This window comes from Oleiphilus sp. HI0066, assembly GCF_001635725.1.
Map to the genome: position 1 here is coordinate 1 of NZ_LWFH01001733.1, position 26,820 is coordinate 26,820.

A 26,820-nucleotide genomic window follows, 5' to 3' on the forward strand; every position below is an offset into this window, starting at 1 on the left:
GCTAGAGCTGCAACAATTATTGGTTTCTACTGTCACTAAGGCTGCTGAGGAAGCAGAAGATCAGGCTCTCGAAATTGCGTCTTTTCTAGAGAAAGAAATTTCAGAAGAATTAATCGAATTAGAAACTCAAGGGCGCAAAATTATTATACGAGTTGAAGAGAAAGGGTCGTTTTCTTCAGGTTCAGCGCATCTGGAAGATGATTTTTTACCTATTTTGGACAAGCTCGTTGACCTACTAGGCTCTGTTCAGGGTAGAATTTCAATAGAAGGGCACACGGATGATGTGCCGATAAAAACAAAAGAATTTCCATCAAACTGGGATTTGTCAGCAAAACGCGCTTTAGTCGTTGCCCACGGACTCATGGAATCGGGTGATTTAGACCCAAGACGTGTTTCGGTCTCGGGCTTTGCAGATAGCCGTCCTTTAGTCGCAAACGACTCTACTGAGCATCGAGCTAAAAATCGACGCGTAGAGATCGTGCTTGAAGAGAAAAGCGCAGACTCAATGCGCAAAGATATTCAAGCCAGTGAACAAGCGGTTGATGCTGCGAATACTAGTTTGCTGCGAGACATGTTAGATTTGTCGCCGGAGGAAATTTTCTAGCTTAAGTTGCGGAGTAGCTATGTCTCAAAAAACATCAGAGCGTCGTCGGTATTTTCGGGTTGATGACCATATCGGTTTACGCTTGATGCTTGTCACCGACACTGACGTTGAGCATTTAGACTCAGGGTCGGTTCAGACGCCCGAACAAAGGCTGGTCAAGGTCAATAGTGCCATTAACCGTCATCTTGCTGGACTTAAGCGCAAAGATGAATCGCTCGCTACTTTACTTGGCTTGTTAAATCATAAGATAGATTTGATTGCGGCCGACGTTGATACAGGCAAACCTAAGGTTGATGATAAGCATGCACACACTTATATGATGTGTGAGGCGAATGTCAGTGCTTGTGGTTTGGCATTTCCATATCATACTGATTTCAGCAAAGCGCAAATGTTGAGTTTGCATATCAAACTCTTTCCTTCTGAAGAAGTTGTACAAGCTTTGGCGATGGTGGTTGGTTGTGAACGTCGCGATGCGTTTTCCGCGGAATTGTCGGACTATGAAAAGCAGCAACTCAAGGATCGACCATATTGGGTGCGTGTAAATTTTGAAGAGATTTCGGAGGTTGAGCAAGAGCTGCTTGCGCAACATGTAATTCAAAAGCAGGCCAGCAAGTTGTCGACCCGTGTGAAGTTAAAAGAAGAATAGTTTTTTAAATTGTGGCTTTGAGTTAGCCAAATTAAAGGCTTATCATCCTTGCTTTTGCAATACTGAGAGAATTCCCTTCATGGTCCTGTTTTGGCCTATTCAACAACAGCTTGATTGCATTAGTTCAAGCGGACGTATCCTCGGAAAAATCGGATTCGACATTCAAAAAGACGATTATATTTTTGTACCAGAGGATGTGTCACTTTCCTTAACTGGCGAAGAGCAAGCTAAGATCGATGAACGTTTAGCGGGTCTTAGATCAGGTTTATACCTCATTCCCATGCAAGATGACGATTAACTTGGTTTCTCATAATCGCTTTTAGTTTGAATTCTCCTATGTCACTAGATTTGTTGTGCCGTTATCACAACGATGCGGTCTATGCTTGCTTTCTCCCATCCTTTGATCAATCGATACCAACATTCGACATTGGTTCGCAACATTTCATATGCTTTATTGGTGGCGATTTTCGTCCAATTTCGGATGGAAAATTGGCGCGTTTAGCGTCAGATCTCTTAGCGCAAGGTGCATGTTATTTTGTGTGTTGGGGGAGTGATAGTGAACGCTTCCATGATTTGATCGAAGATATGCTACTTGGCGATGTTGCAAGATCGGCCGAAGAGGCCATTGTTATGAACTCTTGGCATGTATATTCTGATTTAAGTGAGGCCTTGTTGTTCTTTTTATGCCATGCAAGTCCATCTTCAAGTTATACGGAGCAGTCGATTTCCCGCGTAGCGATTACACTCGCTCAAGAAGATAATTCTAAAATCATACAGACTTTTCTCTCTCAGCCAGAACTATATGTGGATTGATTCGTGGTCGTTAACTTATGCTCTGCTGCACTCGCCACTAAAAAACTGATGTGGTTCAGGAGGCATACTTGGGTCCATGGTTGAATGCGCAAGTAAATTTAAGTTGGAAAGTCGATTGAATTTCATCGTGTCTTTATTAACAACCAACACAGTGAGACCGTCTATAAGTTGGTAATGCTCAAACTGCTCGCTTTCATAGATACGTTGGTTTTCATAAATTTTAAAGGCGTCATCACTACCATCTACTTTACAGATTAGGGCGCTTTGTTCTTCTGCAGAAGAATGGTTTATCCATAGAAAGGAAGAAATAAAGAGAAAGCCTAGTAAGTATTTTTGCTTGAGTTTGATGAGCATATGCATAGTGATCTCTCTTGGTCTAATCCGGGTTCGTGTTCTTTACTACGCCTTAGAGATTTATTTCCACTTCGGTATAGGGCAAGTCTTGGCTGTTCTCTGAGTTGAAAGTCGTGTCATAACTGCGTTCGATTAACGAAATTTTGTTTTGATGAATGCGCACAAGTGAGCTTGTGCGCGTGCCATACTCTTTACTCCGAATGAAAATACTCGAAAGCAATTTCTCACTTTGAACCCCCAGTCCAGTATTAGGAAGTTCATTTTCAGGCGCTTGAGTTTGATCCTGCATTAACGCAAATAAGGCATTTTTTTGATCTGTGTTTGGCTCTGGTGAATCGTCGATGCACTTTTTAAATTCGCCTTTGGCTTTGATTACTTTTGGCCAAGGTGTGTCGAGTAGGTGATTACTCAGACCATAGATACCAGCATCAAGTATGCGAAAGTTTTGCGTGTCTCGATTACTCGTGTATACAAGTTCAGTACCATCGAAGATCAGGGCATTGAATCCGGTGTAATCTTCAGAGCTTTGTGCAAGGTGCGTAGCGTATTCTTGAGCGCTGACTTCGCTTAACAAAAACTCGTTTGGGATTAAGCCCCTTGATTTTTCGCCGCTTGAACTCGGAACTTCTCGAAAGTTAGTAACCGTGCATAATCGTTGATTTGCTGTGATACCCAGCCAAGTTCCTCCTGCGAGTTTATCTTTGCCAGCGCAAATGCCGTTATCCCATTTAAATGCTTGGTCTGTCGGTCGCTGATAAAACTCATCACGATTACCGAGCAATATGAGTGGCGTTTCACTCTTTGGTTGCCATTTAAAAATAATCAAACACATTACGTATCACTTGCCTGAATCTTGTTATGATATGGTGCTTACTTACCCACGTTTCGTCTATTTAAACAGATATGGTTATCCTAACGTATTTACTCGCTGGCGCCTTGGCTGGATTTATAGCCGGATTATTCGGTGTGGGTGGCGGTATTATAATGGTACCCGTATTTGTGTTTTGTTTTGAAACGCAAGGGTTTGATGCTTCCGTATTAACGCATATGGCGATCGCTTCCTCACTAGCGTGTATTGTTTTTACCTCTATCAGTTCAACGCGTAAACATCATTTACTTGGCGGTGTTGATTGGCATGTATTGTCGAAAGTCGCCCCGAGTATCGTTTTGGGTGCCATTTTAGGCGTACTGTTAGCACTGCAAATCAATGGCCAAGATCTTCGTATTTTACTCGGTATATTTGTCATGCTAGTCGCGGTTCGAATGCTTCGCAGGCAGCAGCCCGAGAATGCTTCAGATGGGGTGTCGACGCGAACAATGTTTCCGATAGGCTTAAGTATCGGTGGTATTTCAGCTTTGTTCGGTATTGGCGGTGGTACTTTAAGTGTTCCGTATTTTCATCGTTTAGGTTTGCCAATGAAGAGGGTGGTCGGCACGGCTGCTGCTTGTGGATTGCCAATTGCTCTCACGGGGGCTATCGCTAACATCACGTTTACTCTAGACTCCACGCTCACACCAAAATATAGCTGGGGATATATTTATCTTCCTGCTGTAGTGATGACCTCTTTAGTCTCAGTGGCGTTTGCGAGAAAAGGGGCGCAATTCGCTCAGATAATGAATGCAGAACGATTAAAACAATTATTTTCTATTTGCCTTTTTGCGATTGGCATTAAGTTTGTCTTTTTTTAAGTGAGGAGTAGTCGGTGGCTATAGCCTATCCACAAATTGATCCTGTTGCGGTCAGCCTTGGACCTTTAGAAGTGCATTGGTATGGCTTGATGTACTTGTTTGGCTTTTTGGCGGCTTACTTGTTAGGTAAAAAACGCGCGCAAAGAGCTGATGCTCCGCTTCAACCGCAAGATGTTGGGGATATGATTTACTATGCTGCGCTAGGTGTGATTGTTGGTGGTCGCCTAGGGTATGTGTTCTTTTATAATTTTCCGAAATTTCTCGATGACCCAATTTGGTTGTTTAGAGTTTGGGAAGGTGGAATGTCTTTCCACGGGGGATTGATAGGGGTTATCACAGCTCTATATTTATTCTCGCGAAAAGTCGGTTGCAAGCCATGGCAGCTAGTAGATTTTGTCGCGCCATTAGTTCCCATTGGCTTAGGCTTAGGGCGTATTGGTAATTTTATTGGTGCCGAGCTATACGGCCGTGCGTCCGACGTTTCATGGGCGATGGTGTTTCCTACTGATCCAACCCAATTGGCACGTCATCCTTCGCAGCTGTACCAGAGTTTCCTTGAAGGCTTAGTTTTGTTTTTAATTCTTTGGTGGTATGCATCGAAGCCGCGACCAATGTATGCGGTTTCGGGCATGTTCTTAGTTTTCTATGGGTTATTTAGATTTATTATTGAGTTTGTGCGCGAACCAGACGCGCATATTGGTTTTATTGCCTGGGGCTGGCTCACAATGGGTCAGCTATTGTCGCTACCAATGATTGCATTGGGGATTGGCATGGTTGTTTACGCAAACAAGCGTGGTATGGCGAAGGAGGCATAGAGGGTTAGTTATGCAAGCATATTTAGATTTAATGCAAGATGTTGTTGATAACGGTGTTGATCGCGGAGATAGAACGGGTGTTGGAACTCGCTCCGTGTTTGGTCGCCAAATGCGATTCGACTTGAGTGAAGGCTTTCCGTTGGTCACGACAAAAAAAGTGCACCTCAAGAGTATTATTTATGAGTTATTGTGGTTTCTGAAAGGAAGTACGGATAACAATTGGCTGAAAGAACGTGGTGTTTCGATTTGGGATGAATGGGCAACGCAAGACGGTGATCTCGGTCCTATTTATGGCAAGCAATGGCGAAGTTGGGCTGGTCAAAGCGGTGAAGTTGTTGATCAGGTTGCAGAGCTTATTCAACAAATCAAAACTAAGCCTAACTCGCGACGTTTGATTATTTCTGCCTGGAACCCAACTGAGTTACCGGACGAGACTATTAGTCCGCAGGAAAACGTAGAGCAGGGTCGTATGGCGTTGGCGCCTTGTCATTGTTTATTCCAGTTTTATGTTCAAAACGGGAAGTTGTCTTGTCAGTTGTACCAACGCAGTGCTGACCTATTTTTGGGTGTGCCATTTAACATTGCCAGCTACGCGATATTGACTCACATGATTGCGCAGCAATGTGACTTGGAGGTTGGTGACTTTGTTCATTCATTTGGCGACTGCCATTTGTATAGTAATCATTTGACGGACGAGATTGTGTTCGAACAACTCAAGCGCGAGCCTCGCGCCCTGCCAACATTGAAGATTAAGCGAAAGCCCGCTTCGATATTTGACTATGAGTATGAGGACTTCGAAATCGAAGGTTACGATCCTCATGGTTTGATTCGCGCACCGATCGCAATTTGATCTAGGCGGAAGATAGAGTAATGACTATGAAAAAATCGCTGATTGTTGCGTTGTCTCAGAATCATGTGATCGGTAGAAATAATAAGCTGCCTTGGTATTTGCCGAATGATCTAAAGTACTTCAAAGAAGTGACGATGGGTAAGCCTATCGTCATGGGACGCAAGACTTTTGAGTCTATTGGAAAGCCGCTTCCGGGAAGAGTCAACATCGTGGTGACACGCAATACAGATTGGTCTGCTGAGGGTGTGAAGGTCGTGCATTCCTTAGAGGAAGCCTTTCAATTGGCTGAATCGATTGCAGAGATTGATGGTCAGAATGAGCTTATGATTATTGGCGGTGACCAAATTTATAAAGCGTCTTTAGATTTGGTTGATAGGATGTATTTGACTGAAGTGCATCGGCATGTGGTAGGGGATGCCTATTTTCCTGAATTTGATCGCTCACAATGGTCGGAGTTAGGTCGGGAAGATTATAAAGCAGAAGAGCCTAATCCTTATGACTACAGTTTTGTTGTGTATGATCGTAAGCCAGCTTAAGCCTTAATAATAAAAAGCCCGAGCATCTCTCAGATACTCGGGCTTTTTGCTCTTTGTTATGCTGTTAGTCGAGCATATCTAAGTTACGTACACCGCCTTTGTCCGCACTAGTGGCTAGTAAAGCATATGCTTTAAGTGCTGGTGTCACTTTACGTGGACGATCTTCTAATGGCTTCCACGCATCTTTTCCTTTTGCGTCCATTGCATCGCGGCGAGCTTGTAACTCAGCATCGCTAAGTTTCACGTTGATGCTACGTTCAGGAATGTTGATTTCAATGATGTCGCCCTCTTCAATCAGGCCTATAGCACCACCTGCTGCAGCTTCTGGTGAGCAGTGACCGATAGATAGGCCAGAGGTGCCGCCTGAGAATCGACCGTCGGTTAATAGCGCACATGCTTTACCAAGGCCTTTCGATTTAAGGTAACTTGTTGGGTAAAGCATCTCTTGCATCCCTGGGCCGCCTTTCGGACCTTCGTAGCGAATAACGACAACGTCGCCTTCACTTACTTCATCGTTCAAAATACCTTTTACTGCTGAGTCTTGGCTTTCGAAGATCTTTGCTTTACCCGTGAATACGTGGATTGACTCATCAACGCCTGCCGTCTTCACAACACACCCATCAAGAGCGATATTGCCATAAAGAATAGCGAGGCCGCCCTCTAGCGAGAACGCGTTTTCGATAGAACGAATACAACCATCTTTACGGTCACCATCTAGGCTTGGCCATCTTGTCGCTTGGCTAAACGCGGTCTGTGTTGGAATGCCCGCTGGACCTGCTTTAAAGAACTCTGCCAATTCAGGTGAGTTGTTTTGCATGATATCCCACTCGGCTAGCGCTTCTTTCATTGTTGCTGAGTGAACGGTTGGCGTATCTGTATGCAGAATGCCAGCACGATCGAGTTCGCCCAAGATAGCCATGATGCCGCCTGCGCGGTGAACATCTTCAATATGATACTTTGGAGAGTTTGGTGCGACTTTACATAGCTGAGGAATCTTGCGACTTAGTTCGTCGATGTTCTTCATTGAGAAATCCAACTCTGCTTCTTGTGCCGCAGCGAGGAGGTGAAGAATAGTGTTTGTTGATCCGCCCATGGCAACATCAAGTGCTACAGCGTTTTCAAACGCTTTAGTGTTGGCAATTGATCGAGGCAAGACAGATTCGTCGTCTTGTTCGTAGTAACGGTGCGTAATATCTACGATCAAATCTGCTGCTTTTAAGAACAATTTCTCACGATCGGCATGCGTCGCGAGTGTCGTGCCGTTACCAGGAAGCGAAAGACCAATCGCTTCAGTTAAACAGTTCATTGAATTTGCGGTAAACATTCCAGAGCATGAACCACATGTTGGGCATGCGCTGCGCTCATATTCGGCAACTGTTTCATCATCGGCCGTATCATCCGCTGCGATAACCATCGCGTCGACAAGATCGAGTTTGTGTTCACTCAATTTTGTCTTACCCGCTTCCATTGGGCCACCTGAAACAAATACAACAGGAATGTTTAAGCGCAAGGCTGCCATGAGCATTCCGGGTGTGATTTTGTCGCAGTTTGAAATACACACTAATGCGTCTGCGCAGTGCGCGTTTGCCATGTATTCGACAGAGTCGGCGATGATCTCACGTGAGGGTAAGCTGTAAAGCATGCCATCATGCCCCATAGCAATACCATCATCGACCGCGATGGTATTGAATTCTTTTGCAACGCCACCCGCTTTTTCAATTTGGCGTGCGACGAGTTGCCCCATGTCTTTCAAATGAACATGTCCTGGGACAAATTGTGTAAATGAGTTTGCTATCGCGATAATTGGCTTTTCAAAGTCTTCTGTTGTCATACCAGTTGCGCGCCATAAAGCACGTGCACCTGCCATGTTACGACCATGAGTTGAAGTCTTGGAACGATAAGTTGGCATGTTTAATTTCTCGTCTTTAAGTAATGTATCTACACAAAAAAATTTCGAGCAAGCTTACCAGAAAACCTGCAGTGTCCACAGTAGATAGACACTTAGAAAGGCATAAAAGTGACTAAGATCTTATTCGCTTGCAGATCTGTGCGGAGATCACCTATTCTGCTCAGAAATATTCGATGAATTTAGGAGTAAAAAGTGAAGGTTGTTGTGTTTCCGCTAGAAGCAATGCTTTGTCCGAGAGGACGTGTGTCAGTGCGCGTGTTTGAAGCCCAATACCTTGATGCCATAAAAGATTGCATGAAAAACGATTTGCCTCTGGTTTCAGTGGCAATTAATCCTCAAGCAAAAGGGGGAGTCGATCTACCATTTTATCGTCAAGGCTGTTTGGCGAAAGTTGTTGATTTTGACTTGGATGACGATGGTGTTTTAGCGGTTGTTTTAGAAGGTGTGGAAAGTGTTTTGTTCACGCAAACTTATCGCACTGATAAGAAACTCTGGTATGCCGATTGTGAGCCTGTATCTGCATCGACCCATAGCGATGAGCGTTCTCAGCATTTGCCTCAAAACTATGATGATCTGATCGAGATTTTAAAGGCTTTGGTCAAACATCCGAGTATTGAAGAGCTAAATTTAACGATCGATTATGAAGATGCAGAGCAGGTAAGTTTACGATTGGTTGAATTGTTGCCATTGCCTCTAGAAGAGAAACAACGTCTTTATGAGCAGCCTGAATTAGTGAGTCGCCTAGAATCTATCTCTCAAACTGTATTAGAGATGATTTAACGCGGAGAATAAAAAACGAGTGCGTTACTCATCGACAGAACGACGTAGGTGACAGGAATAATGAGCAACGTTACGTAATACTGCTTGTTGATTTTCGGGTCGAGGTGTTTGTCTTCACGTGGCAGTACCAAGTGACTTAAGCATAAGATGATGCCAGCTAGCAGCAACCCTGCGATCACGTCACTCGCCCAGTGAACTCCAAGAATGATGCGTGAACAGGCAATGAGGATGATGATGATTAGTCCGCAGACCTTCCATACGTTAGATTTCTGACTAGGCATTGCCGTTAATACTAAGCATCCGATGAAGACAGCTGCTCCACTGGTATGCCCACTCGGAAATGCACCACTTGAAAGTGCACCGAGCAAATGGTCTGGGCGGATTGTGTTAAATAAGTATTTAAACCCATGGGTGAATCCGGCGACAGTGATACCCGTCAGAGCGAAGTAGATAGCATGCTTGTATTGTTTATGGGTCGCGAGAGATGCAACGCATATCAGGAATAACAAGATAAGCAGAGCTTGATCGCCGAGCAGCGTGATGAAAACAAAGAAGCTGTAAAACAAGGTATCCCTGACAGTTAATGCCTTGGCGAGAACCCATACATCAAAGCCATCTAGCATGCCGCTAATGTTTAAATAAGCAATGCTTGAAAATGCTATGGCACTTAAAGTGAATATTGAGCCAAAGTACACGAACGGTTTTGCTCGCTGTTTGCTCAGTGATAACCATAACAGGCTGATCGCAATTATTAGGCATAAAACAAGCACAAGGGCATAGGTAATATCACGATTTTGAGTAGCGAGTTGCGTTATTTCTGCTCCCAAATAACCGGGTAATATATAGGCTGGAGCCCATGCGATAGCTGAAAGCAGATTGATAAGAATAAATTTGGTGGGTGACATTTGGAGTACACCCGCAGTGAGTGGGAGTACTGGACGCAGAGGTCCGACAAACCGACCAATGACTACGCTGTAGGTGCCATATTTCTCAAAAAATCTTTCACCCTCTTGTAAGGCGTTTGGATACTTTGAAAAAGGCCATGTGAGAGGTAATCGGTCGTGGAAGGCACGGCCAATACAAAAGCTAATAACGTCACCAAGCACAGCGCCGATAAATGCGGCAGCTAATACCTCTATGAGCGGGATGCCTGCGAGTCCTGCAACGGCAGCAGTTGAAAACAGCAATGCAACGCCTGGGACAACAATGCCTGCGATGGCAAATGATTCGACAAACGCGATGATCGCAATTGCAGGTAATATTAAGCTCGCGTTTGCGGTGAGCCAGTGACTTAACTCTATTAAACTTGGCATCTTAGGTGGTTAGTCGTTCAATATAACGCGATTATTACCTTTGCTGTGTGCTTCAGCCAGCGCTGCATGCGCGCCTTGAAGCAACTCTTGAGCGCTTTTTGAGTTTTTAACAGGTGTGAATGTATTGGCGCCAATGCTGACTGTAATGCTGTCTACTTCGGGCCACGTGCTTTCTTCAATCGTTCTTCTGATTCGTTCTGCAATGACAAGTACGCCCTCTTCTGGTGTGCAGGGTAGTAGCAAGTAAAAACGCTGCTGGGCATCGAAGTATTGGCTGTCTCCTGCTCGAATCATTCCATTCAGCGTTTCAGATAATTGTTTCAATAAATCTTGCTGAATGCCAATACCATGCATTTCTTCTATTTGTTCAAAGTAATCGACTTCAAGAGACAATATGGAAACAGGGCGCTCTGTTTCTTTAGATCGTGAGACTTCTTTATTTAGTGTGTCTTCTAAGTGTCTGATGTTGTAAGCACTAGTCACCGGCTCATGAATGGCTAACTCAACGAGAGTACGACTGCGACTCTGGTGCAGCATTGCAAATGTTCCTGCAAATGCAATCATCAGTACATAGCTCGTGGCGAACAAAGAAACAGTGAGTAGATCTGCATGGTGGAATAACACTGCAGTGAAGCATAATCCTGCAACGATATTAAGGATTTTGGCTTGTTTCAGTGGTAAGGCGATGTAGGCAAACAAGCCCAGAGGGATGAGCCAGTACATCAATTGTTGTGCATGCGTTTGCGCGTCCAAGAGAAGGACCAGAAAAACAAAACATAGTGCTGCAACATTGGCGCGCTGAAGATTGCTAAGTTGATAGGTAAAGCGTGCGTAGGTCGCTAAGCCAAAAAATGTCAGACTCAGTAAACTTGCGGTGTAGACTAAAGGGTACATGCCGTATCGAAAGTTTTGCACGCCGAGCACGACCATAATGATTCCTGCAAGTAAATAGAGGCTGCTTATCACTTGGCCTTGCAGTTGTACTTCAGTTCTCATTGTTTTGCTCGCTATTGTTTAGATCTTTGTCGCTAAAAAGATAAGACTGATCACCACCGCGCTGAAGAGCTTTATCTTGTGCAATGTGTGCGTGCTGAACCATCGAGTGGCAATCGTCACCGACATTGAGATGGCTCACACCCATGCTGCTTGTCATATTTACTTTGTTTAATTGGATTTGTTGTTTGATTTTCAAGCGCAGAGAATCTGCGATCTTGATGGCTGGCTTTGAGCTAGTGTGCGGTAAAACAATCAAGAAACTGTGTTGTTCCAGACGATAGTAACTATCAAAAATACGCAGGTTGTTATGCAGCAATTTTCCTATTTCTACTTGCACAAAATCATGTTCTTTGTTGTTGAGCTTTTCGGTAGCTGTAGGGTCGAGTTTTAGTGATACAACACTAAGGTCGCTCCCTTCACGCTCACTTCGTTGAATCTCTTTTTGCAGATCTTCATTGAGGTGTTGGAGAGATGCTGCGTGGCTTAAATTGTCGGTTCTTCGTAAGGGTAAAAGTTGGCGACGACGCAGTTCACGTAGATAAACCAGTGCACACGATGCACCTAAAAACAGAATGAAATTTGGTACGGCTTGCAAGGATACAAATGGTGAATCGTGCCATGCGATCAAGCCTATGGATAACAAACTTGTGATCGCTAAGATCGGTAAGGCAACTTTAAACTCAAAGAAAAACATAAGCATGAGAGGCAGGGAATAGACCCATATACCGCTTTGGTCAGGAGCGACCCAAAGAATAGCGAGTGTTAAGACGGCGATAATAATCGAGAGACGACGAGGCGTGCCTGATTCAAAGCTTTCTTCTGTCGGAGAAGTTGTGCCAAATTGATTAAGCTTTTGTGTGAATCTAGGGGAGAGCACTTTTCCTAATCGAGACAAAAATAATAGCGCAGTAAATGAGCCTAAAAATATGGCAAGCGCGAATTGCTTATCTAGTACCGCGATAACAGTGCTCAGGCCGCTTAATACAGTTGCTACAGCGTATGCTGGAGAATGTGTGAGAATGGAGTTGTCAGGTTGTTGCATTGTCTACTTTTGAATTCGCTGTGCGAGCTTATGATTATTACTTAATCATAAACCTTAAATAGGCTGTTTGCATGGTAACTTGCGGACTATTAAGAAAAATCCTTGGGCGCTTTGCCTTGTAGGTAAAATGCAAATGCAATGATTTCTGCGATCACTCTGTACAACACATCCGGAATTTCTTCTCCCAACTCAAGTTGTGCCAACATTCTTACTAGTTCGGCATTCTCGTACAAAGGAATGCCATGCGCATTTGCGATATCAACGATTTCTTGCGCGATGTCTCCGGTGCCGCTTGCTACAACTTTAGGAGCGCTCTCTTGGTCATAATGCAGTGCGACTGCTTCAGGTAGTTTGCTCATGCTCGAATATCCACAAAGCCTTGCTTTACTTCGGTGTGTGTATCGCTTGGAGGCGCCCCTAGATAATAACTTGCGCTATCAATATTTAGATCAGCCTTTTTTAGTTGCGCTTTAAAAAGGTTTTCTTCGGACTTGATCAGTTGCAAAGCTTTTTGATTCTTCGCCCAAAACTCTGTTTTTACATGAGGTGGGTTTAGGGTTGCTCGAACGTGAAGTGGGCCTATGCCTTCCAGATTGAATTGCAGTTTTATGATCCACGCTTTCTCTTTGTTTTTATGCGGATGTTGGTGCTGCTCTTGTTTTTGTTCGTGCTGCTCGATACGTAATTGAAGCGTTTCGATGTTGCTTTGGTGCGTGTAAGGCAGCTCCATGTTCCATGCTTGAATAAAGCCGGGTTCGTTAGATGTTTGGGCTTGGTAGAGACTGTTTACTTGATTGAACTGAATCCGATTAATCATACCCGCAAGGAGTCTCAACAGTTGTCCTGTCGATAGCTCTTGGTCGGCTAATATCGCTTGTGCTTTCAATGCCGCATTATCCAGTTTCGGAAAATCAAAAGCTTTGGTAAATAGTTGATTCTCAGACAAACCATACAAGCGAGGCTCAGATGATAGGTTCTCAGTTTGTGATGTGCTTGGCTTAGGTGTGTTTGAGGACTGGCTAATACCGAACGCAAGGCTTTGAAGGGATGCTTTGATATCTGATTGAGATTTGCTGATATTTGGCAGTAAGTTAAGGGTGTTTTGAATTTGTTGAGTAAATAGCTCGTTTTGTTTACTTAAGAGTTTAAATGCTGGTGAATCTTGATTGTTTGCGAGGTTCAAAATAATTGAAGGTGCTTTTTTATCATAGGATTCTAAGTTTGTAAGTACCAACTTGATATTATTGTTATTTGCATTGAGGGTGTTTGCTGTATTGCTAGATAGTAAGTCAAATAGTTGTTTCGTTTGATTGAAAAGTGAGTTTGATAACTGGTCGAAATTTGTGATTTTTTGCGCCGTTTCGCTCATGCTTGTTTGAGATTTCAGCTGTGTTGGTAGTTGCTGAATAAATTCTGAAATCCGCGTTTGAAGTGGTTCCGGCGGTGTAAGCATTGGACCATTTAGGTTAATAATGTTGATGGCTCGCTGAGACGCTCGTTGCCATAGATCTTGTTCTGATTTGCTGCGCCCTTCGAGTAGTACAAGCGTTTTCCATATACCTTGGGTATCGAGCGTTTTGACTTGATCGGGTGTGTTCTGACTGGCTACTGATTGATTGCTATCTCGATTTAGAAGCTTTGCTTCAAGCTCTATTCCACTAAGTTTTAGCCATGACTTGATGGTCTCAATTGGCGTGAATGAGACTTGCTCATTGCTGGTTGATGTGGTCGTTGCAGATTTTGCAGTAAGATCGGCGGACTTAGGTAATTGCTCTTTGAGTGTGCTTAGAATCAAAGACGATGCTTGTTGAGCTCCTTCTAATCTATCTGGCAGAGTCGGTGAGATTTGTGTTTGTTGAAGGATTTTAAAACCGCTGTTAAGACTGACTTGCTGTGGAAGTAAGCGAGCTAAGGAAGATCTTAACTGAGAGAGTTGTGCCTCAGGGAATGAAGTCTTTGTCTGTAACGGCAGGGTAGCTATCTGCTCTGCGGGTAGGTTTTTGATGACCGGAGTGCCCGCCTCCGTTAATGTGAGATTAAGTACCATGCCTGTCTTAAGCGCTAACTTTGAACTTGCGAGAATAAATTGATTTTTAATCTGTATTAGCCAAGTTGAAAGCTCTTTTTCTGAAATGGGTTGAGCCGGACTTGTTATGAGGTGCGGTACTTTTAGTTCACTTGCTTGTGTTGGAAGAGGTGTCGGACGATTGCCTTTGCTGCCGATCGTGATTGCTTGATCAGTGCTTAGTATTTCACCCTTAACTTTTCCTATTATTTGGATGAGGGCTGTCTGGTTTTTTTTTACATCAACGCTCTGAATTTCAACAATATTGTCTCTAATCACAGGGAGGGACTGAAGAGGTGTGTCTCCCGTTATTTGAATGATCTGCGATGTAGAAGAAATAGGCGCTCGCTGTTCGGTTGAAGCTGCCTTATTTTGTTCAGGGCTTGAGCCGAAAGGTATCTCCAATTTTGTGCCTCATTTCAGGGTGTGTGCGCTAAGGTACCACTAAATACATAAGTTTGTGTGAATGCGCTCGCAATAGCTTGTGCTGACGCTTATCTAAGCAGTTAATATCGATATAATAGCTGAGTTAGAAAATAAGACGAAAGGAACCTTCGTGTCGCGAGTTAGAAACTTAAGTGAAGTATTGCAGTACATTTGTGTCGTGGCCTTCGTGTTTGTTTTGTCCGCATGTTCTGAGGGGATCGATGAGATTCTTGATACTGACATCCTTCCTGAGGAAGAGCTTCCTGATCCTCCCGTAACGCCGACTCCACCTGCACAGCCCGATGCTGAACTCGAAGAAATTAAAAATTTGTTTGTGGGTGCATATGGTTGTCAGGATAACACCGCGCTTTCTCTCGTGAATTATGATAGTGACGCGTCTCTTTCCTCATCTTCTTGCGACGGAAATGTGGTTGTTGAAGGTACTAACCCAAGCCAACTTTATGCAATGAGTCAGGGGGTGCATGCTTACCTTGACTTGGTTGCCGATCCTTTAAAACAAAATGAAGCGGTGGTGTTTGCCAATGCTGGTGCAGTGCTTTATATCGATTTAGACGCTAATTCTGCTGAGCGACTGACAAGTTTTTCAGGAACGGTATGCCGTGTGATCCCTAGTATCCGTTATGAGGCAGAGGTCGATTCGGTTACTGGTGATGAAACATGGAATGAGCTGCATGATTCTTTTGTTTACGTTGAGGTCGTTGATTCAGCTGATAGCGCTAGGGCATGTCAAAATAACCAAGATTTTCGTCGTTATTTTAAGGTAGCGCTTAATTATGATGTGAACGCGATCGATGAAGAGACATGTATTGGTGAACTTGACGGTAAGAGTTCCGCAGCTAACTGTAAAACACGCCTATTACCTAATGTTAGCCAAGCAAGAGCCTTGAGTTACCCGATTCGTGCATACGTAGATGATGCGACTAATCCAGGTAGTAAAGTGCAAGTATATGGATATATCGGTGCTGGCTTGGGGAGCGGGGCTCGTGAGCTGGTATTGTGGAATAGCGCTGGAGACCAAGTTTGGACGGCTCCACAAGATCGAAATCTAGAGAGTTTTTCCAATGTTCTGGGAGTGGAAGGCGCTTATAGTCAGTTGTTTGCTGTCGAAGAGTTGGAGGATAACTTTTATGTGGCGCAACTTGGCCGTGATATTTTTGTATTTGAGGGTTCAGAGTTATTTGAGCTAAGTGATTCCAACGATGTATTTAAAGATCGGTCATATCAATTGGAAGAAGACTCGGGAAATGTCACTAAGATGCAAATCGCTTTCGATAATGATGATTTCCTTATATTTGATCAGGGTAAGTTCTTCTACAGTGACTATAAAGCTAGTTACAGTGCGCCAGTTTTATCTAAGAACTACAGTTATGACTTTTTATTAGCGCGATCGCTGAGAAACATTGAAGATCCTTACATGTTCTCACAGTTTGATTTGAATGACTGTAGTTACAATGCTGACCCAGTAGCTTGTGCCGATGCGAATGACGTTGGAGGCTTCGCATGGCAAGTAACGAATGACTGTACACTTGCTTTGAACTGCTCTTTTCCAAATGATCTCAATGATTATTGTGTGACAGACGCAGAGCGCACGCCAACAACACCCCAATCTGAGTTGTGCACGCCCAGTAACTATGAAGACTTAAATGAGCTTGATGAAGTCGCGAATGATCTTAGTTTTGCTGCATTTTTGCCCTACTACCAAGACTATATGCGCAGCTTCGAATTTAAGATGTACGACGATTCTTTGTTGTTAAATTTACGTCTGACAGAGCGTGATGCTCTAGTGGTGTATTACTACAAACAGCCTCTTACCGCACCGGCCACTGTGCGAGAGCGTCTATTGTTAGGTCGTCGATTGGTGCAATCTATTTCTCGGCCAGTGGTTCAAGATTCCGGGATATATTTTTCAACGAACGTCCAAGGCGCAACTGTTTCTAATGTCTGCTACAAGGGTCTCATGGAAGTGATGTGTAACGTTCAGGAGCCGTTAGAGGGAGCGGTTGATGAGTGTACTCGCTTTGATCTAGATGCCGGCACATGTCGAGAGGGACGTTTCTTGTTTGAGAGTCGTGCTCTATTTTGTTCCGATACAGAAATCCTGTCTGGCGACTGCAAAGACTCCAATCAAATTAATCAAACGACTTTACAAATTGAGTCCGCTTCTCAAGATGCAAAATGGGTTCCGAGCTTGAGCATTGATGCAACAAATGGCGTCCAATCAACGATGCATGTGTTAATTAGTGATGATCAGCCACGTTCAACCGCTCGTCCTAATGATAGTTACTCAAAAGACGAAGGCATCTTAGGTAACCCTCAGCTTTACTCAGTAGCTTCGCAACGAACCTTATCAAGCGCTCAAGGACAGTTGTTGTCTTCAGTTGAATCTGTTGCTGCTAGACTTGTGTTACGTGAAAACGAAGGTGCTTATGCTGTTAATGCAGAGGAGTTTGTTAGCTCAACTCGACAGCGCCAGCAAGATGAGATTTATGTTAATCAAGCTAATGACCAAAACCAGAAGGTCATTGGTCGTACCATTGCGCACTGAAATTTAAATTTGATGTTCTAAAATTCGATAGCCCGTTTGCTATCAGTAGCAAGATGTAAATGACAGCGTGAAATATGGGCGATAGCTAAGGCTTTGGAGCCAACAGCGCGCTAGTACTAAAATCTGGATAAACGGCTGCCAAGACCGCTCTGTGAGAACCGCTACAAATTGACTAATATTGGGCACAAGCTTAGTGAAACACTTATTAGTTGGGGAGTTTAAGAAGCGTATAGCGGCTTCAGCGAGCGCCCATCACGCATCCGAACCCTGCCATCAAATTACGCAAACTCACTAATAATTATGCGCATTGATTATTTATGTTAATTCGTTTTTGCGGACGTTTTGCGCAACATGTTAATGAGTCTAAGGGTTTGTAAATCCTCGGGTATCAGGTCTACTAGTTGCTCGGCATACGTCAGGGCTTTTTGGGTTTGGCCGAGCTCTAACAGTAAAGGCAGCACCGCATAGGTCATTCGAGGATTCTTCGGTGCGAGCTTGTGTGCAGTCTCATAGTTTTTCAAGGCTTCCTCTGCTTGTCCTTGATCTTGAAGTAAGGCACCGAATGTAAAAAAGTAATGAGGGTTATTCGGCGACAACTCCGTTGCCTTTTGCAGGTGCGCTAAAGCCAACTTTTTGTTGCGTTGACGAATACGAGTCAGGCCTAACGCGAAATAAACCTCAGCTGAGTCTGGATTAATGGTCAATGCTTGGTTTAGAACATTTATACTCTGCGCAGTATTGTTTAATGATTCCGTCAACCTCGCTAAAGCAAGGTAGGCGGGTATATATATTGGTTCAATATTTATCGCGGCATTATAGTGTTTGGCGGCATTTTCAAAATTGTTGAGATCGCGCTCTAAGTTACCGAGATTAGTGTGCGCAAAACCTCTATCCGCTTGGTAATTTTGCATACTGCGATACTCTTCTAATCCGTTTTTGATTAATTTTTTCGCTTGTACGGGGATCGATGACATTTGACTGGCGGCGGCAAGTGCGCGAGATCCTCGGGCACGAATGTTTGATTGAGCATCGTTAATAAGTGGTTTGAGTAATTGCCATTTTTCGGCATTGGAGTAGGGCGCCGCTGCGTCGATCGCCGCAAGTCTGAATTGTGGTTCTGACCTTTTCACGGCTATTTCGATTGCTTGCATCGAATCAGGATGCGGATAGTTAGCTAAACGACTAAGCGCTGATGCGCGTATGATGGTCGCTTGAGTATCGTCTGTAAAAACAGTTAACAGCTTTTGACGTCCGCTCGGTATTAGATTATCTGCCTCGTTGAAAGCGTAAGCGAAATGCTTAGCATAGGAATCGTCAATTTTTGGGTACCATGTCTCGATCGTCGTGCTTGCCCAATTTGCATCTTGATTGGTATGGCAGTTATTGCATGCGTTTGGTGCTCCGGTATCGCGTGTTAGATGTGGGCGTGGGATCGAAAATTGATGATCTCGCCGCGAATCAACGCCCATGTAAACAGTCGCTGGCATGTGACAGCTAACACATTCTGCCGCGTCTGTGCCTACTTTATGCATATGGTGTGTTGGTTTGTCATAGGTTTTTGAATCATGGCATTGTGTGCAGACTTGGTTTCCTGTCACGTGGAGTTGCCCGCCGTGCGGGTCATGGCAATTTGTGCAAGTTACACCCGCGTCGTACATTTTGCTCTGAACAAAAGAACCCCAAACAAAATTCTCGTCTGATACCTGCCCATCCACATGGTAGAACTCCGGTGTCAGTAAAACCGTCTCAAGCGCGCGATTGAGAAAATCAGGCTCCGCTCGGTCACTAATCGCATTACGTCGCGCGTGACAGCTGGCGCAGACTATGACTTGGTCTGATGAACGACGTTTTGAGATTGGGTTTAACTTACTTTGACTGTCGGTTTTATACAGCGGCGTTTCTACACCGATGTATGGGCTATCAGTTAAAACGGGATAACTAACCGGATCTCTGCTGTGCTCGCTCAAATTACCGTGGCAGGAAGAACACGAGACATTGATACTTGAAAACTCCGACGAGTATGTTCGGGTATTCAAATCAAAATTTTTTCTGAAGTCGCTTGAGTGACAATCCGCACACATTTGGTTCCAGTTTTGCCCCATTCGAGACCAATGGAAGCTATCATGCGGTTCTTGATCCGGATGTACAACATACCATCGTTGCCCACCCATACTCTTGGGTCGGCTGTCCCACGCGAAAGGAAAAAATTGCAGCTTTCCTTTGCCCTCATCGAACATGTACTGTTGTAAAGGATCGAACCCAAATGTGTAGAGGACTTGATACTTTTTCATAACCCCCGATAAGTTTGGCATCTCGATATAATATTTTTCAGCTTCGAGTGTAAACTTTACCAGTTTACCTTCGTATGAAAGCCGTGCATCTTCAAAGTTGCCAAGAATATTTTTCGAATTGGCTTTACCCATCGCTTTGGCGTGATGCGATGAGCGCCAAGCATTCACCTCTTTTTTATGACATGCAACGCAGGTTTGGCTCTCCGAGATGAGAAGGGTTGGGTCTTTCGCAAACGCTGAGGTGCTCATCAAGCACAAAAATAGCCCAATGAAGACGGCTCCACTACAGTGATGCGTCACTAGCTTCGAATACAATGCCATAAATATGCACATTATTTTTATTTGAATTCTCTGTTAACAGTCTAACTTGGGTATAGAGGCGAATAAACGGGTTTTTCGACTTGTTATTTGTTTGTTGAAAAGGTTTCACGAAAGTAACAATTAAAATGTAGCTAACCCCACATTTACATCTTAATACGAAGTGTTCTTACTTTAGTGGGGATAAATCTATACCCATTTAGTTTTTTCGCCTAGACTCTTTTGCGGAGACTCGTAATCTATAAGTCAAAAGAATAAACATAATAGAGTTACAGCGCAGATTTCATTAGTTCAAATTAAGCAAGAAGAAAGTAAAGATAAAAGGTATTGAACTCATCATTTCAGGAGGCAATTATGACGTTCAAAAATCTCGGTTTTCTTTTTTTATCAGGCATTATATTTTCTCAGTTAACGGCATGCCAAGATACTGCAAATAGTGAACAAGCTTCGGTTGCAGAGTCTGTCGAATCTGAGAGCGTAGAAAAGAGCATGCAGTCTAGTGCCGGAGACGAAGCTGCAGTTAAGACAAGTGCAGCGGTACCTCTTCAGCAGAGTGAAGATTCAACGCCGGTTCAACAGGCAGAAACATCATCGGGTAAGCCCAATATTCTCGTGATTTGGGGCGACGATATTGGATGGTCAAATGTAAGCGCATATAACCATTCGGTTATGGGCTATGGAACGCCAAATATTGACCGAATTGCGAATGAGGGGGTGATGTTCAGCGATCACTATGCCCAGCCTTCCTGTACAGCAGGGCGTGCGGCATTCATAACTGGGCAGTATCCGATTCGATCTGGAATGACGACGGTCGGCCAACCAGGTGACGCGCTTGGTTTACAAAAAGAGTCACCGTCTCTTGCTGAAGTGTTAAAAGAAGAAGGATATCGCACCGGACATTTTGGCAAAAATCACCTTGGTGATAGAAACGAACACCTGCCAACTATGCACGGCTTCGAAGAATTCTACGGAAACCTCTACCATCTCAATACCCAAGAAGAGGCTGAACAGAGAGATTATCAAAATTTTGGTAAAGCCTTTGCGGGTAGCCTGGAAGAGTACGAGAAAAAGTTTGGGACGCGCGGAGTGGTGCATGCGCTTGCGACCGACATCTATGATGCAACGGAAGACCCTCGCTTCGGTGTGGTTGGAAAACAGACTATCGAAGATACCGGACCATTGACTCGTGAGCGAATGAAAAACTTTGATGCAGGTGAAGTGATTCCGCGCACGTTTGAATTTATAAAAAATGCGAAGGAAGCGGAGGAGCCATTTTTCGTTTGGATGAATACCAGCCGAATGCATCTATACACGCGTATCGATACTGAATGGTTGAATAAAGTTGAGAAGTATACTTCGGAATCCGATTACCACGGCGCTGGAATGATGCAGCATGACCATGATATTGGTCTTGTGCTCGATTGGCTGGACGAGCAAGGTCTCGCAGAGAATACCATCGTTGTTTACTCTACAGACAATGGCCCTGAGCATAGCTCATGGCCTCATGGCGCCACCACACCCTTTAGAGGTGAAAAGATGACGACATACGAGGGTGGCGTGCGTGTGCCAACAATGGTTCGCTGGCCGAATAAAATCAAAGCCGGTACCAAGCTAAATGGTATTCAAGCGCATCAAGATTTATTTACCACTCTAGCTACGGCCGGCGGTGTGCCTGACGTCAAAGAGAAAATGATCGAGCAGAAAAAACAGTATATTGATGGTGTGAACAACCTTGATTACTGGATGGGGCTATCCGATCATTCTGAACGAAATCACTTGTTCCATTATTACGAAAGTAAACTAACTGCAGTGAGAATGGGACCGTGGAAATTTCATTTCTCAACGAAAGAGGATTACTACTCTAACGTGATTCCGCGAACCGTGCCGTTGGTATTTAATGTTCGTATGGATCCTTATGAGTCTTATGATAATTCGGATTCTTATGGGCACTTGCTGCAGAAAGTATCTTGGCTGATTCAACCGATGGGTCAATTAATGGCGGAGCATCTGCAAACGCTCGCCGAGTACCCACCTGTGCAGGGCGGTAAAACGTTTGATATGTCGAATGTGGTGGCAGAGTTTATAGATAAAGCGCAGCAATAAAGTTCGCATGAACCGAAAAGCGCCGATTGTTTTGAAACAATCGGCGCTTTTTTTGGTTATCAAAACAGCGATATATTAGGGCTAAAGTGGATAAGTCGGACTTTTTATGACTGCGTAGAAGGAAATAAATTTACACCCAAACGATTTTATCTTTTCGCTTGGTCCAGTCCTCGTAGCTTGCTTTAAATGTGTCCTCTACGACATGGCGTTTTATTTTTAACGTGGGGGTAAAGTAGCCAGAGTCTTCAGCCCATGGCTCGCGAAATACAACAAAGTGTGAGAGCTTGGTATAGGCTTCCAACTTTGCATTCGTTGTGTCTAAGGTTTTCTGTTAACTTGCGGTTATTTCCTCATTGCTCATCTCTGCCGTATTATCTGATAAACAGACTATGGCATAAGGATGAACCATGTTAAGGCGAGTAAGCACTACTCGTTCTATTAGAATGTTGGCTTAAAACTTACTGACCAATTAGCATACATACGGATTAACTTTCCTCTCGCCGTTTCAAAAGCGTCTTTGAGTCTACAATTAATAGTAGATGTCCTTCATCATTTAAAAAGATACAGTCCACATTTTATCGCTAGTCTAGACTGTTAGACAGTTTAGAGAAAAAGGACCTCAGTTATGTATTGGTATCTTAAAGTTCTCGGCAATTACACAAACTTTGAAGGCAGAGCGCGACGTAAGGAATATTGGTTCTTTGTATTAATTAATATGATCTTTACGGCGGTTTGTTCTTTGCTTGATCAATCGATTGGAACTTTTAACTACGAAACAAATACTGGCACGATCAGTTCGATCTATGGCTTGTTAGTCTTAATTCCAAGTGTGGCTGTTGCTGTGAGGCGTTTACACGATACCAATCGAAGAGGTTGGTGGCTTTTACTGATCTTCGTTCCGATCGCAGGATGGATTATTCTTTTCGTGTTTTTGGTTTTGAAAGGAGAAGAGGAGATGAATCGTTTCGGATTATCTCCTTTAAATAGCGCTACTGATTAGTCGCCATTGGGACGATACTGCGAGGTTGAGAGACTCTCGCTGTCCCTGGGAATGCTCCCCAGCTTACTAGTGCTAATTTCTTACCTTGCTCAATCGGCAGCGACTCATGCGAGAAAACGTGATTAGAAGGGAAAATAACAAGGTCGCCGCGTTTTGGCTGATATGTGTAGTTCAAACCCTTGAAGTATAAGCCCCCACCAACATAATCATCGTTAAGATAGATCAGCATACTGAAGTCCCGATCAATAAACCTATAGAATTGTTTCGCCTGTTGGCAGAATTGGTCAGAGTCTGCGTGTATTCCGTATTTTCCGCCAGGACCGTAACGAAGCAATTGCGCTTCCTCAAACCATTGCGCATTAAGGCCGCCTGATATTTCCACAAGGTACTCGCTGCAGGCACGCTTAAACCAATCATTGGCAAGCGCGCGCTTTTTGCCTAAGTCGACATTTTGAGTGACACGACTCGCGTGACGTTTGTAGACACGTTTGTTAGAGGTTGATTTGGCTGTGTCTACAACAGTGAGCCATTCTCTTTTTTGTTTCTCAGCAAATCGAATGAAACTATTGCACTCAGATGCGCTCAAAAAGTTATGGACTACTTTAATACTTTTTGGTGTTTGTTTTTCTTCAATTGAACTACCACAGCATTCACCAAATGCTTTTTGCGAACGGCAGTAGCAAGGCTTGGTGGTGTCGAAGTGGAATGTCGGCACATAATGTTTTTGTTGCATGATAAACCCCTAGTCAAAACTACAGCGAAATTCGCTTTTTCTTATGGATATTGCTTATCTAACTCAGGAGTGCATTTTATTGACTAAGAAAAGTTTAAAAACCTGTTGTGGATGGAATGTATGTTCCATACAGGGAACAGTTTGCAAGGGGTTTTTGCTTTGTTCCATAAATGGTTTCAATTGTTGCTATTTTGCGCATAGAGTACGCATTTGGGTGTCGGAATGGATTGCACCAAAATTGAGATTTTTAGAGGCAAGAGAATAATATGTCTGGATCGAAGAACATAAAAGAAGCTGAAGTTATTAAGGCGGGTTGCGGTATTCGTTATGACCCTGAGCAATTAGGGACCGATACCGAATTCGATTTTAGTGCTGCACAAGATCTGCTAAAACCTGAAGAATTGAATGACGGAAAAACGGCTAACGAGTATAACAAGAAAAACGTAAGAGAGAGCCCCAATAGCAAATGCTAAGACTAGAAAAATGAACAACTATTCATAACTCTATGTGAGCGTACTTCAGTCTTTGCTCTAGACTTAGAAGATAGTAGGTTTCGACGATTAGGAGTAGCTGTGGCTGATGTTAATCAGTTGGTAGAGCGGGCGAAAGCAAATGAATTAATCGCCCAGAATTTGTTTGAGATTGAAGTAGAAATCATGAATATCGCAAGATGTACCGATTTCTTTGATCAGTTGCTATTGATGGTGCATGAAAAGTTCGCAGTAGAGCATGTTTGGGTGACGATTGTTGATGTTCCTGCAAATGAGCATTTCATCCATGCCCTGGAGGACTTAGAAAGCCAAGATCATCAAGAGCACTATCAAAAAGTGACGATGCTTGATTTCTTGCAAGCAACCAAGAGTACAAAACAGCCGATTTTGAAAAACCAGCAACTCCAAAAGTGGCGAGGTTTAATCCCCAAAGCTTTGCGCGATCAGATTGCTTCACTTGCAATGTTGCCGATTGTCGTAGAGAAAAAAGTAGTCGGTGCATTGATGTTAGGCTCTCCAAATGAAGCTCGTTACTCCCCTGATAAAGACCATTTTTTCTTAAGACAGCTTGCCGTAAAGGTGTCGCTTTCACTTATTGGTGTATGGGCGCGCGAGCGAGTTGGATTTTTAGCGACAAGAGACCCCTTGACGCATTTGCGTAATCGCAGAGAAATGGAGGAGGCGTTAAGCCAAGAGCTAAGTCGTCATCAGCGACAAGGTGCTGACTTAGCTTTGATGTTCATAGATTGTGATGACTTTAAGCAGGTTAATGATGTTTATGGTCACGAGGTAGGAGACCTTTATTTAAAGCACGTTGCCAATTTGTTGTTGGAAACCACGAGAAAGAGTGACTTGGTGTTTCGATTTGCAGGTGATGAATTTGTGATAATTCTACCTTATCAAGCCCAAGAAGGAGCTGATATTATTGCTTCGAGGATTCGGGAGCAGGTGATCGAGACGCCAATGCCTTGTGAGAATGGCAGCATTCAAGCTAAGCTGAGTTATGGCGTTGTTTCAACAGAAACCTTGGCTAAGTATGATGGTCGTTCATTGCTTAAGGCGGCAGATGAAGAGCTATATAAAATGAAGGCTTTAAAGCCTAAGTCTCGTTGATTATCTGTTCAAATTCCTGAATTCTTGAGGACTTACTTTTGTCCATTTCTTAAAACTTCTATAGAAACTCCTTTCGTCTTTGTACCCTAAATTGTAGGCGATATCGATCACTGATAGATCGGTATCAAGCAAGAAGTGTGTCGCTCTTTCTTCTCGGGCTTTTCTTAAAATCTCTCTGTAACTTGTACCTTCAGCATCAAGTTGGCGCTGTAAATGTCGCGTTGATGTATTGAACTCTTGGCATATTAGCTCTTTGCTCGCGATTCCTAACTGTAGGTGCGCTTTAACGGAGCGAAGTATTTGGTCTTTTAAGGTTTCTCCATCAAATTTAAGTTGCGATAAGCTCGTTCGTACTTTTCCTTCTAAGCTGCTTTTCGGGGAGTGCTGTTTTGATACGAGTGGGATTCTCAGCAGTTCATTTGATAGTTCGATTCGATTACTTGTTTGATCAAAAAATACCGGTGCAGAAAATACCTGTTCATAGGTTTGTTGTATGGAATGCGCAGGTTTAGGTCTTGTCAGATATACACCACTTGCCGAAGCTTTGCTGTTTGTTAGCCATCGTGCAAAAAGTGTCCAACTTGCAAGTACGTTGTCGATCATGTGCGGCACAATTAACGAGGTTGTGTAATTGCAGTGCCACACTAACGCGAGATGACTTTCTGTTCGTTGTATCTCTGTCGTCCCCATATCTCCGACAAGTCTCTCAAATAAAGGGATTCGAGAGATGGCTTGTCCTAGAGTTTCACTTTGCTCAATCAGTGCGCCAAGCAAATTATACGAATGGCTTTGTACATACAGTGCGCTGCTTAAGCCCATAATCGGGTCGTTAGAGAGATGCAGAAGGCTAGTTAAAAACTGTTGGAACTGCTGTCCAGATATTCTTCCTTCTTCAGATTGTTCGACGTTGTTCGTGAGCTTTAGATCAGCCAAAAGATCGACGGTATCAATGCGTTTGGCATCTGCGTAGCGAAGGTACTGCTTAAGTGCCGCAATAGATGCAAACCCTAAGTGTTTCATAATAAAAATAGATTGTCCGAAAATGTCAGTGATATTCTACGTTAAGTTTTTATGATGCATCCATAGTAATTCATTGTTTAGAACAAATCGGTAGGTGAAAAAATGCGACGTTGGAATGGTTGGGGTGATGAAGCAAACAAAATGGATTTACCAGAATCTGGGGATGCATTTTTGCTAGAGCATGTTGGTCAAGCTACCCCTCTTGCTGATGCAAGTCTCGATTCAGTATTGGCACAAGTGCCGTCATCTCGATTGCCTGACCATCGATTGATTAATACAGATCCGGATGTTCGTGTGCGTCACGCTCGTGGTCAAAGTCTTCCTGATTGGTTGGCGATGCGCAGTGG

The 26,820-nt window shown here is 43.7% G+C and carries 25 protein-coding genes and 1 pseudogene; 15 read left to right on the top strand and 11 right to left on the bottom strand.

The window, feature by feature from the left end; genetic code table 11:
• The 4 genes from A3738_RS26975 to A3738_RS26990 form a co-directional block, all read left to right on the top strand.
• Positions 1-604: OmpA family protein (locus tag A3738_RS26975; protein ID WP_156504532.1), on the top strand; the 604-nt coding region annotated here is incomplete at its 5' end.
• A 19-nt stretch (positions 605-623) separates the two neighbouring features.
• Positions 624-1,250, top strand: coding sequence for a hypothetical protein (locus A3738_RS26980; RefSeq protein WP_068477400.1), 627 nt, complete (start codon positions 624-626; stop codon positions 1,248-1,250).
• Between the two features lie 79 nt (positions 1,251-1,329).
• Positions 1,330-1,548, top strand: coding sequence for a hypothetical protein (locus A3738_RS26985; protein WP_068477397.1), 219 nt, complete (start codon positions 1,330-1,332; stop codon positions 1,546-1,548).
• Positions 1,549-1,586: 38 nt separating this feature from the next.
• Complete coding sequence (locus A3738_RS26990; protein ID WP_068477395.1) at positions 1,587-2,063, top strand: hypothetical protein; 477 nt, start codon at positions 1,587-1,589, stop codon at positions 2,061-2,063.
• A gap of 15 nt (positions 2,064-2,078) precedes the next feature.
• Here the strand turns inward: A3738_RS26990 and A3738_RS26995 are convergent, their stop codons facing one another.
• Together A3738_RS26995 and A3738_RS27000 are read right to left on the bottom strand one after the other, a co-directional pair.
• Positions 2,079-2,423 carry a hypothetical protein gene (locus A3738_RS26995; RefSeq protein WP_068477393.1) on the bottom strand — a complete coding sequence of 115 codons (345 nt, stop codon included), beginning with the start codon at positions 2,421-2,423 and terminating at the stop codon, positions 2,079-2,081.
• A 46-nt stretch (positions 2,424-2,469) separates the two neighbouring features.
• Positions 2,470-3,243: an NRDE family protein gene (locus tag A3738_RS27000; protein ID WP_197474078.1), complete on the bottom strand. Its 774-nt coding sequence runs from the start codon at positions 3,241-3,243 to the stop codon at positions 2,470-2,472.
• A 77-nt stretch (positions 3,244-3,320) separates the two neighbouring features.
• On the opposite strand from A3738_RS27000, the gene A3738_RS27005 reads away from it, so the two are divergent.
• The 4 genes from A3738_RS27005 to A3738_RS27020 are packed head-to-tail and all read left to right on the top strand — an operon-like array spanning position 3,321 to position 6,307.
• Positions 3,321-4,106, top strand: a complete 786-nt coding sequence (locus A3738_RS27005; protein WP_068477388.1) for a sulfite exporter TauE/SafE family protein — start codon at positions 3,321-3,323, stop codon at positions 4,104-4,106.
• A 20-nt stretch (positions 4,107-4,126) separates the two neighbouring features.
• Entirely contained in the window at positions 4,127-4,921 is a 795-nt protein-coding gene (gene lgt / locus A3738_RS27010; RefSeq protein WP_068477448.1) for a prolipoprotein diacylglyceryl transferase, read from the top strand.
• A gap of 10 nt (positions 4,922-4,931) precedes the next feature.
• The gene (locus A3738_RS27015; RefSeq protein WP_068500237.1) at positions 4,932-5,771 is read left to right on the top strand and encodes a thymidylate synthase; all 840 of its coding nucleotides are present in this window, start codon (positions 4,932-4,934) and stop codon (positions 5,769-5,771) included.
• 26 nt (positions 5,772-5,797) lie between these two features.
• On the top strand, positions 5,798-6,307 hold the full coding sequence (locus tag A3738_RS27020) for a dihydrofolate reductase (protein WP_068477446.1): 510 nt from the start codon (positions 5,798-5,800) through the stop codon (positions 6,305-6,307).
• A 64-nt stretch (positions 6,308-6,371) separates the two neighbouring features.
• Here A3738_RS27020 and ilvD read toward each other — a convergent pair whose 3' ends face one another.
• Positions 6,372-8,216, bottom strand: a complete 1,845-nt coding sequence (ilvD, locus tag A3738_RS27025) for a dihydroxy-acid dehydratase (protein ID WP_068477384.1) — start codon at positions 8,214-8,216, stop codon at positions 6,372-6,374.
• Between the two features lie 192 nt (positions 8,217-8,408).
• On the opposite strand from ilvD, the gene A3738_RS27030 reads away from it, so the two are divergent.
• Positions 8,409-8,996: an LON peptidase substrate-binding domain-containing protein gene (locus tag A3738_RS27030; protein WP_068477382.1), complete on the top strand. Its 588-nt coding sequence runs from the start codon at positions 8,409-8,411 to the stop codon at positions 8,994-8,996.
• On the opposite strand, the gene A3738_RS27035 is transcribed toward A3738_RS27030, so the two are convergent.
• From A3738_RS27035 to A3738_RS27055, 5 genes are all read right to left on the bottom strand, one after another.
• Complete coding sequence (locus A3738_RS27035) at positions 8,993-10,309, bottom strand: bifunctional DedA family/phosphatase PAP2 family protein (RefSeq protein WP_068477379.1); 1,317 nt, start codon at positions 10,307-10,309, stop codon at positions 8,993-8,995. The genes A3738_RS27030 and A3738_RS27035 overlap by 4 nt on opposite strands.
• 9 nt (positions 10,310-10,318) lie before the next feature.
• Complete coding sequence (locus A3738_RS27040; protein ID WP_068477378.1) at positions 10,319-11,305, bottom strand: GGDEF domain-containing protein; 987 nt, start codon at positions 11,303-11,305, stop codon at positions 10,319-10,321.
• A complete protein-coding gene (locus tag A3738_RS27045) occupies positions 11,295-12,347 on the bottom strand; it encodes a diguanylate cyclase domain-containing protein (RefSeq protein WP_068500234.1) in 1,053 nt (350 codons plus the stop codon). Before A3738_RS27045 ends, A3738_RS27040 begins: the two co-directional genes overlap by 11 nt.
• A gap of 89 nt (positions 12,348-12,436) precedes the next feature.
• Positions 12,437-12,706 (bottom strand): EscU/YscU/HrcU family type III secretion system export apparatus switch protein, encoded by a 270-nt coding sequence (locus A3738_RS27050; protein WP_068477374.1) that lies wholly within the window; start codon positions 12,704-12,706, stop codon positions 12,437-12,439.
• On the bottom strand, positions 12,703-14,817 hold the full coding sequence (locus tag A3738_RS27055; RefSeq protein ID WP_068477373.1) for a flagellar hook-length control protein FliK: 2,115 nt from the start codon (positions 14,815-14,817) through the stop codon (positions 12,703-12,705). The genes A3738_RS27050 and A3738_RS27055 overlap by 4 nt, the downstream gene beginning before the upstream one ends.
• A gap of 151 nt (positions 14,818-14,968) precedes the next feature.
• On the opposite strand from A3738_RS27055, the gene A3738_RS27060 reads away from it, so the two are divergent.
• The gene (locus tag A3738_RS27060; RefSeq protein ID WP_068763983.1) at positions 14,969-17,404 is read left to right on the top strand and encodes a hypothetical protein; all 2,436 of its coding nucleotides are present in this window, start codon (positions 14,969-14,971) and stop codon (positions 17,402-17,404) included.
• Positions 17,405-17,724: 320 nt separating this feature from the next.
• On the opposite strand, the gene A3738_RS27065 is transcribed toward A3738_RS27060, so the two are convergent.
• Positions 17,725-20,016 (bottom strand): tetratricopeptide repeat protein, encoded by a 2,292-nt coding sequence (locus tag A3738_RS27065; protein ID WP_197471916.1) that lies wholly within the window; start codon positions 20,014-20,016, stop codon positions 17,725-17,727.
• 351 nt (positions 20,017-20,367) lie between these two features.
• On the opposite strand from A3738_RS27065, the gene A3738_RS27070 reads away from it, so the two are divergent.
• On the top strand, positions 20,368-22,116 hold the full coding sequence (locus tag A3738_RS27070) for an arylsulfatase (RefSeq protein WP_082878198.1): 1,749 nt from the start codon (positions 20,368-20,370) through the stop codon (positions 22,114-22,116).
• 625 nt (positions 22,117-22,741) lie between these two features.
• Positions 22,742-23,116: a DUF805 domain-containing protein gene (locus A3738_RS27075; protein ID WP_068499778.1), complete on the top strand. Its 375-nt coding sequence runs from the start codon at positions 22,742-22,744 to the stop codon at positions 23,114-23,116.
• On the opposite strand, the gene A3738_RS27080 is transcribed toward A3738_RS27075, so the two are convergent.
• Positions 23,106-23,849 carry a 2OG-Fe(II) oxygenase gene (locus A3738_RS27080; protein ID WP_068499782.1) on the bottom strand — a complete coding sequence of 248 codons (744 nt, stop codon included), beginning with the start codon at positions 23,847-23,849 and terminating at the stop codon, positions 23,106-23,108. The two genes, A3738_RS27075 and A3738_RS27080, sit on opposite strands and share 11 nt — an antisense overlap.
• Before the next feature lie 266 nt (positions 23,850-24,115).
• Between A3738_RS27080 and A3738_RS27085 the strand changes: the two genes are divergently transcribed.
• Positions 24,116-24,322 (top strand): hypothetical protein, encoded by a 207-nt coding sequence (locus tag A3738_RS27085; RefSeq protein ID WP_068477365.1) that lies wholly within the window; start codon positions 24,116-24,118, stop codon positions 24,320-24,322.
• A gap of 99 nt (positions 24,323-24,421) precedes the next feature.
• Positions 24,422-25,453, top strand: a complete 1,032-nt coding sequence (locus A3738_RS27090) for a DUF484 family protein (RefSeq protein WP_068477362.1) — start codon at positions 24,422-24,424, stop codon at positions 25,451-25,453.
• Here the strand turns inward: A3738_RS27090 and A3738_RS27095 are convergent, their stop codons facing one another.
• Positions 25,454-26,473, bottom strand: coding sequence for an AraC family transcriptional regulator (locus tag A3738_RS27095; RefSeq protein WP_068477359.1), 1,020 nt, complete (start codon positions 26,471-26,473; stop codon positions 25,454-25,456).
• Positions 26,474-26,575: 102 nt separating this feature from the next.
• Here A3738_RS27095 and A3738_RS27100 point away from each other — a divergent pair.
• Positions 26,576-26,820: pseudogene (locus tag A3738_RS27100) on the top strand (FAD-binding oxidoreductase); the annotation flags it as partial.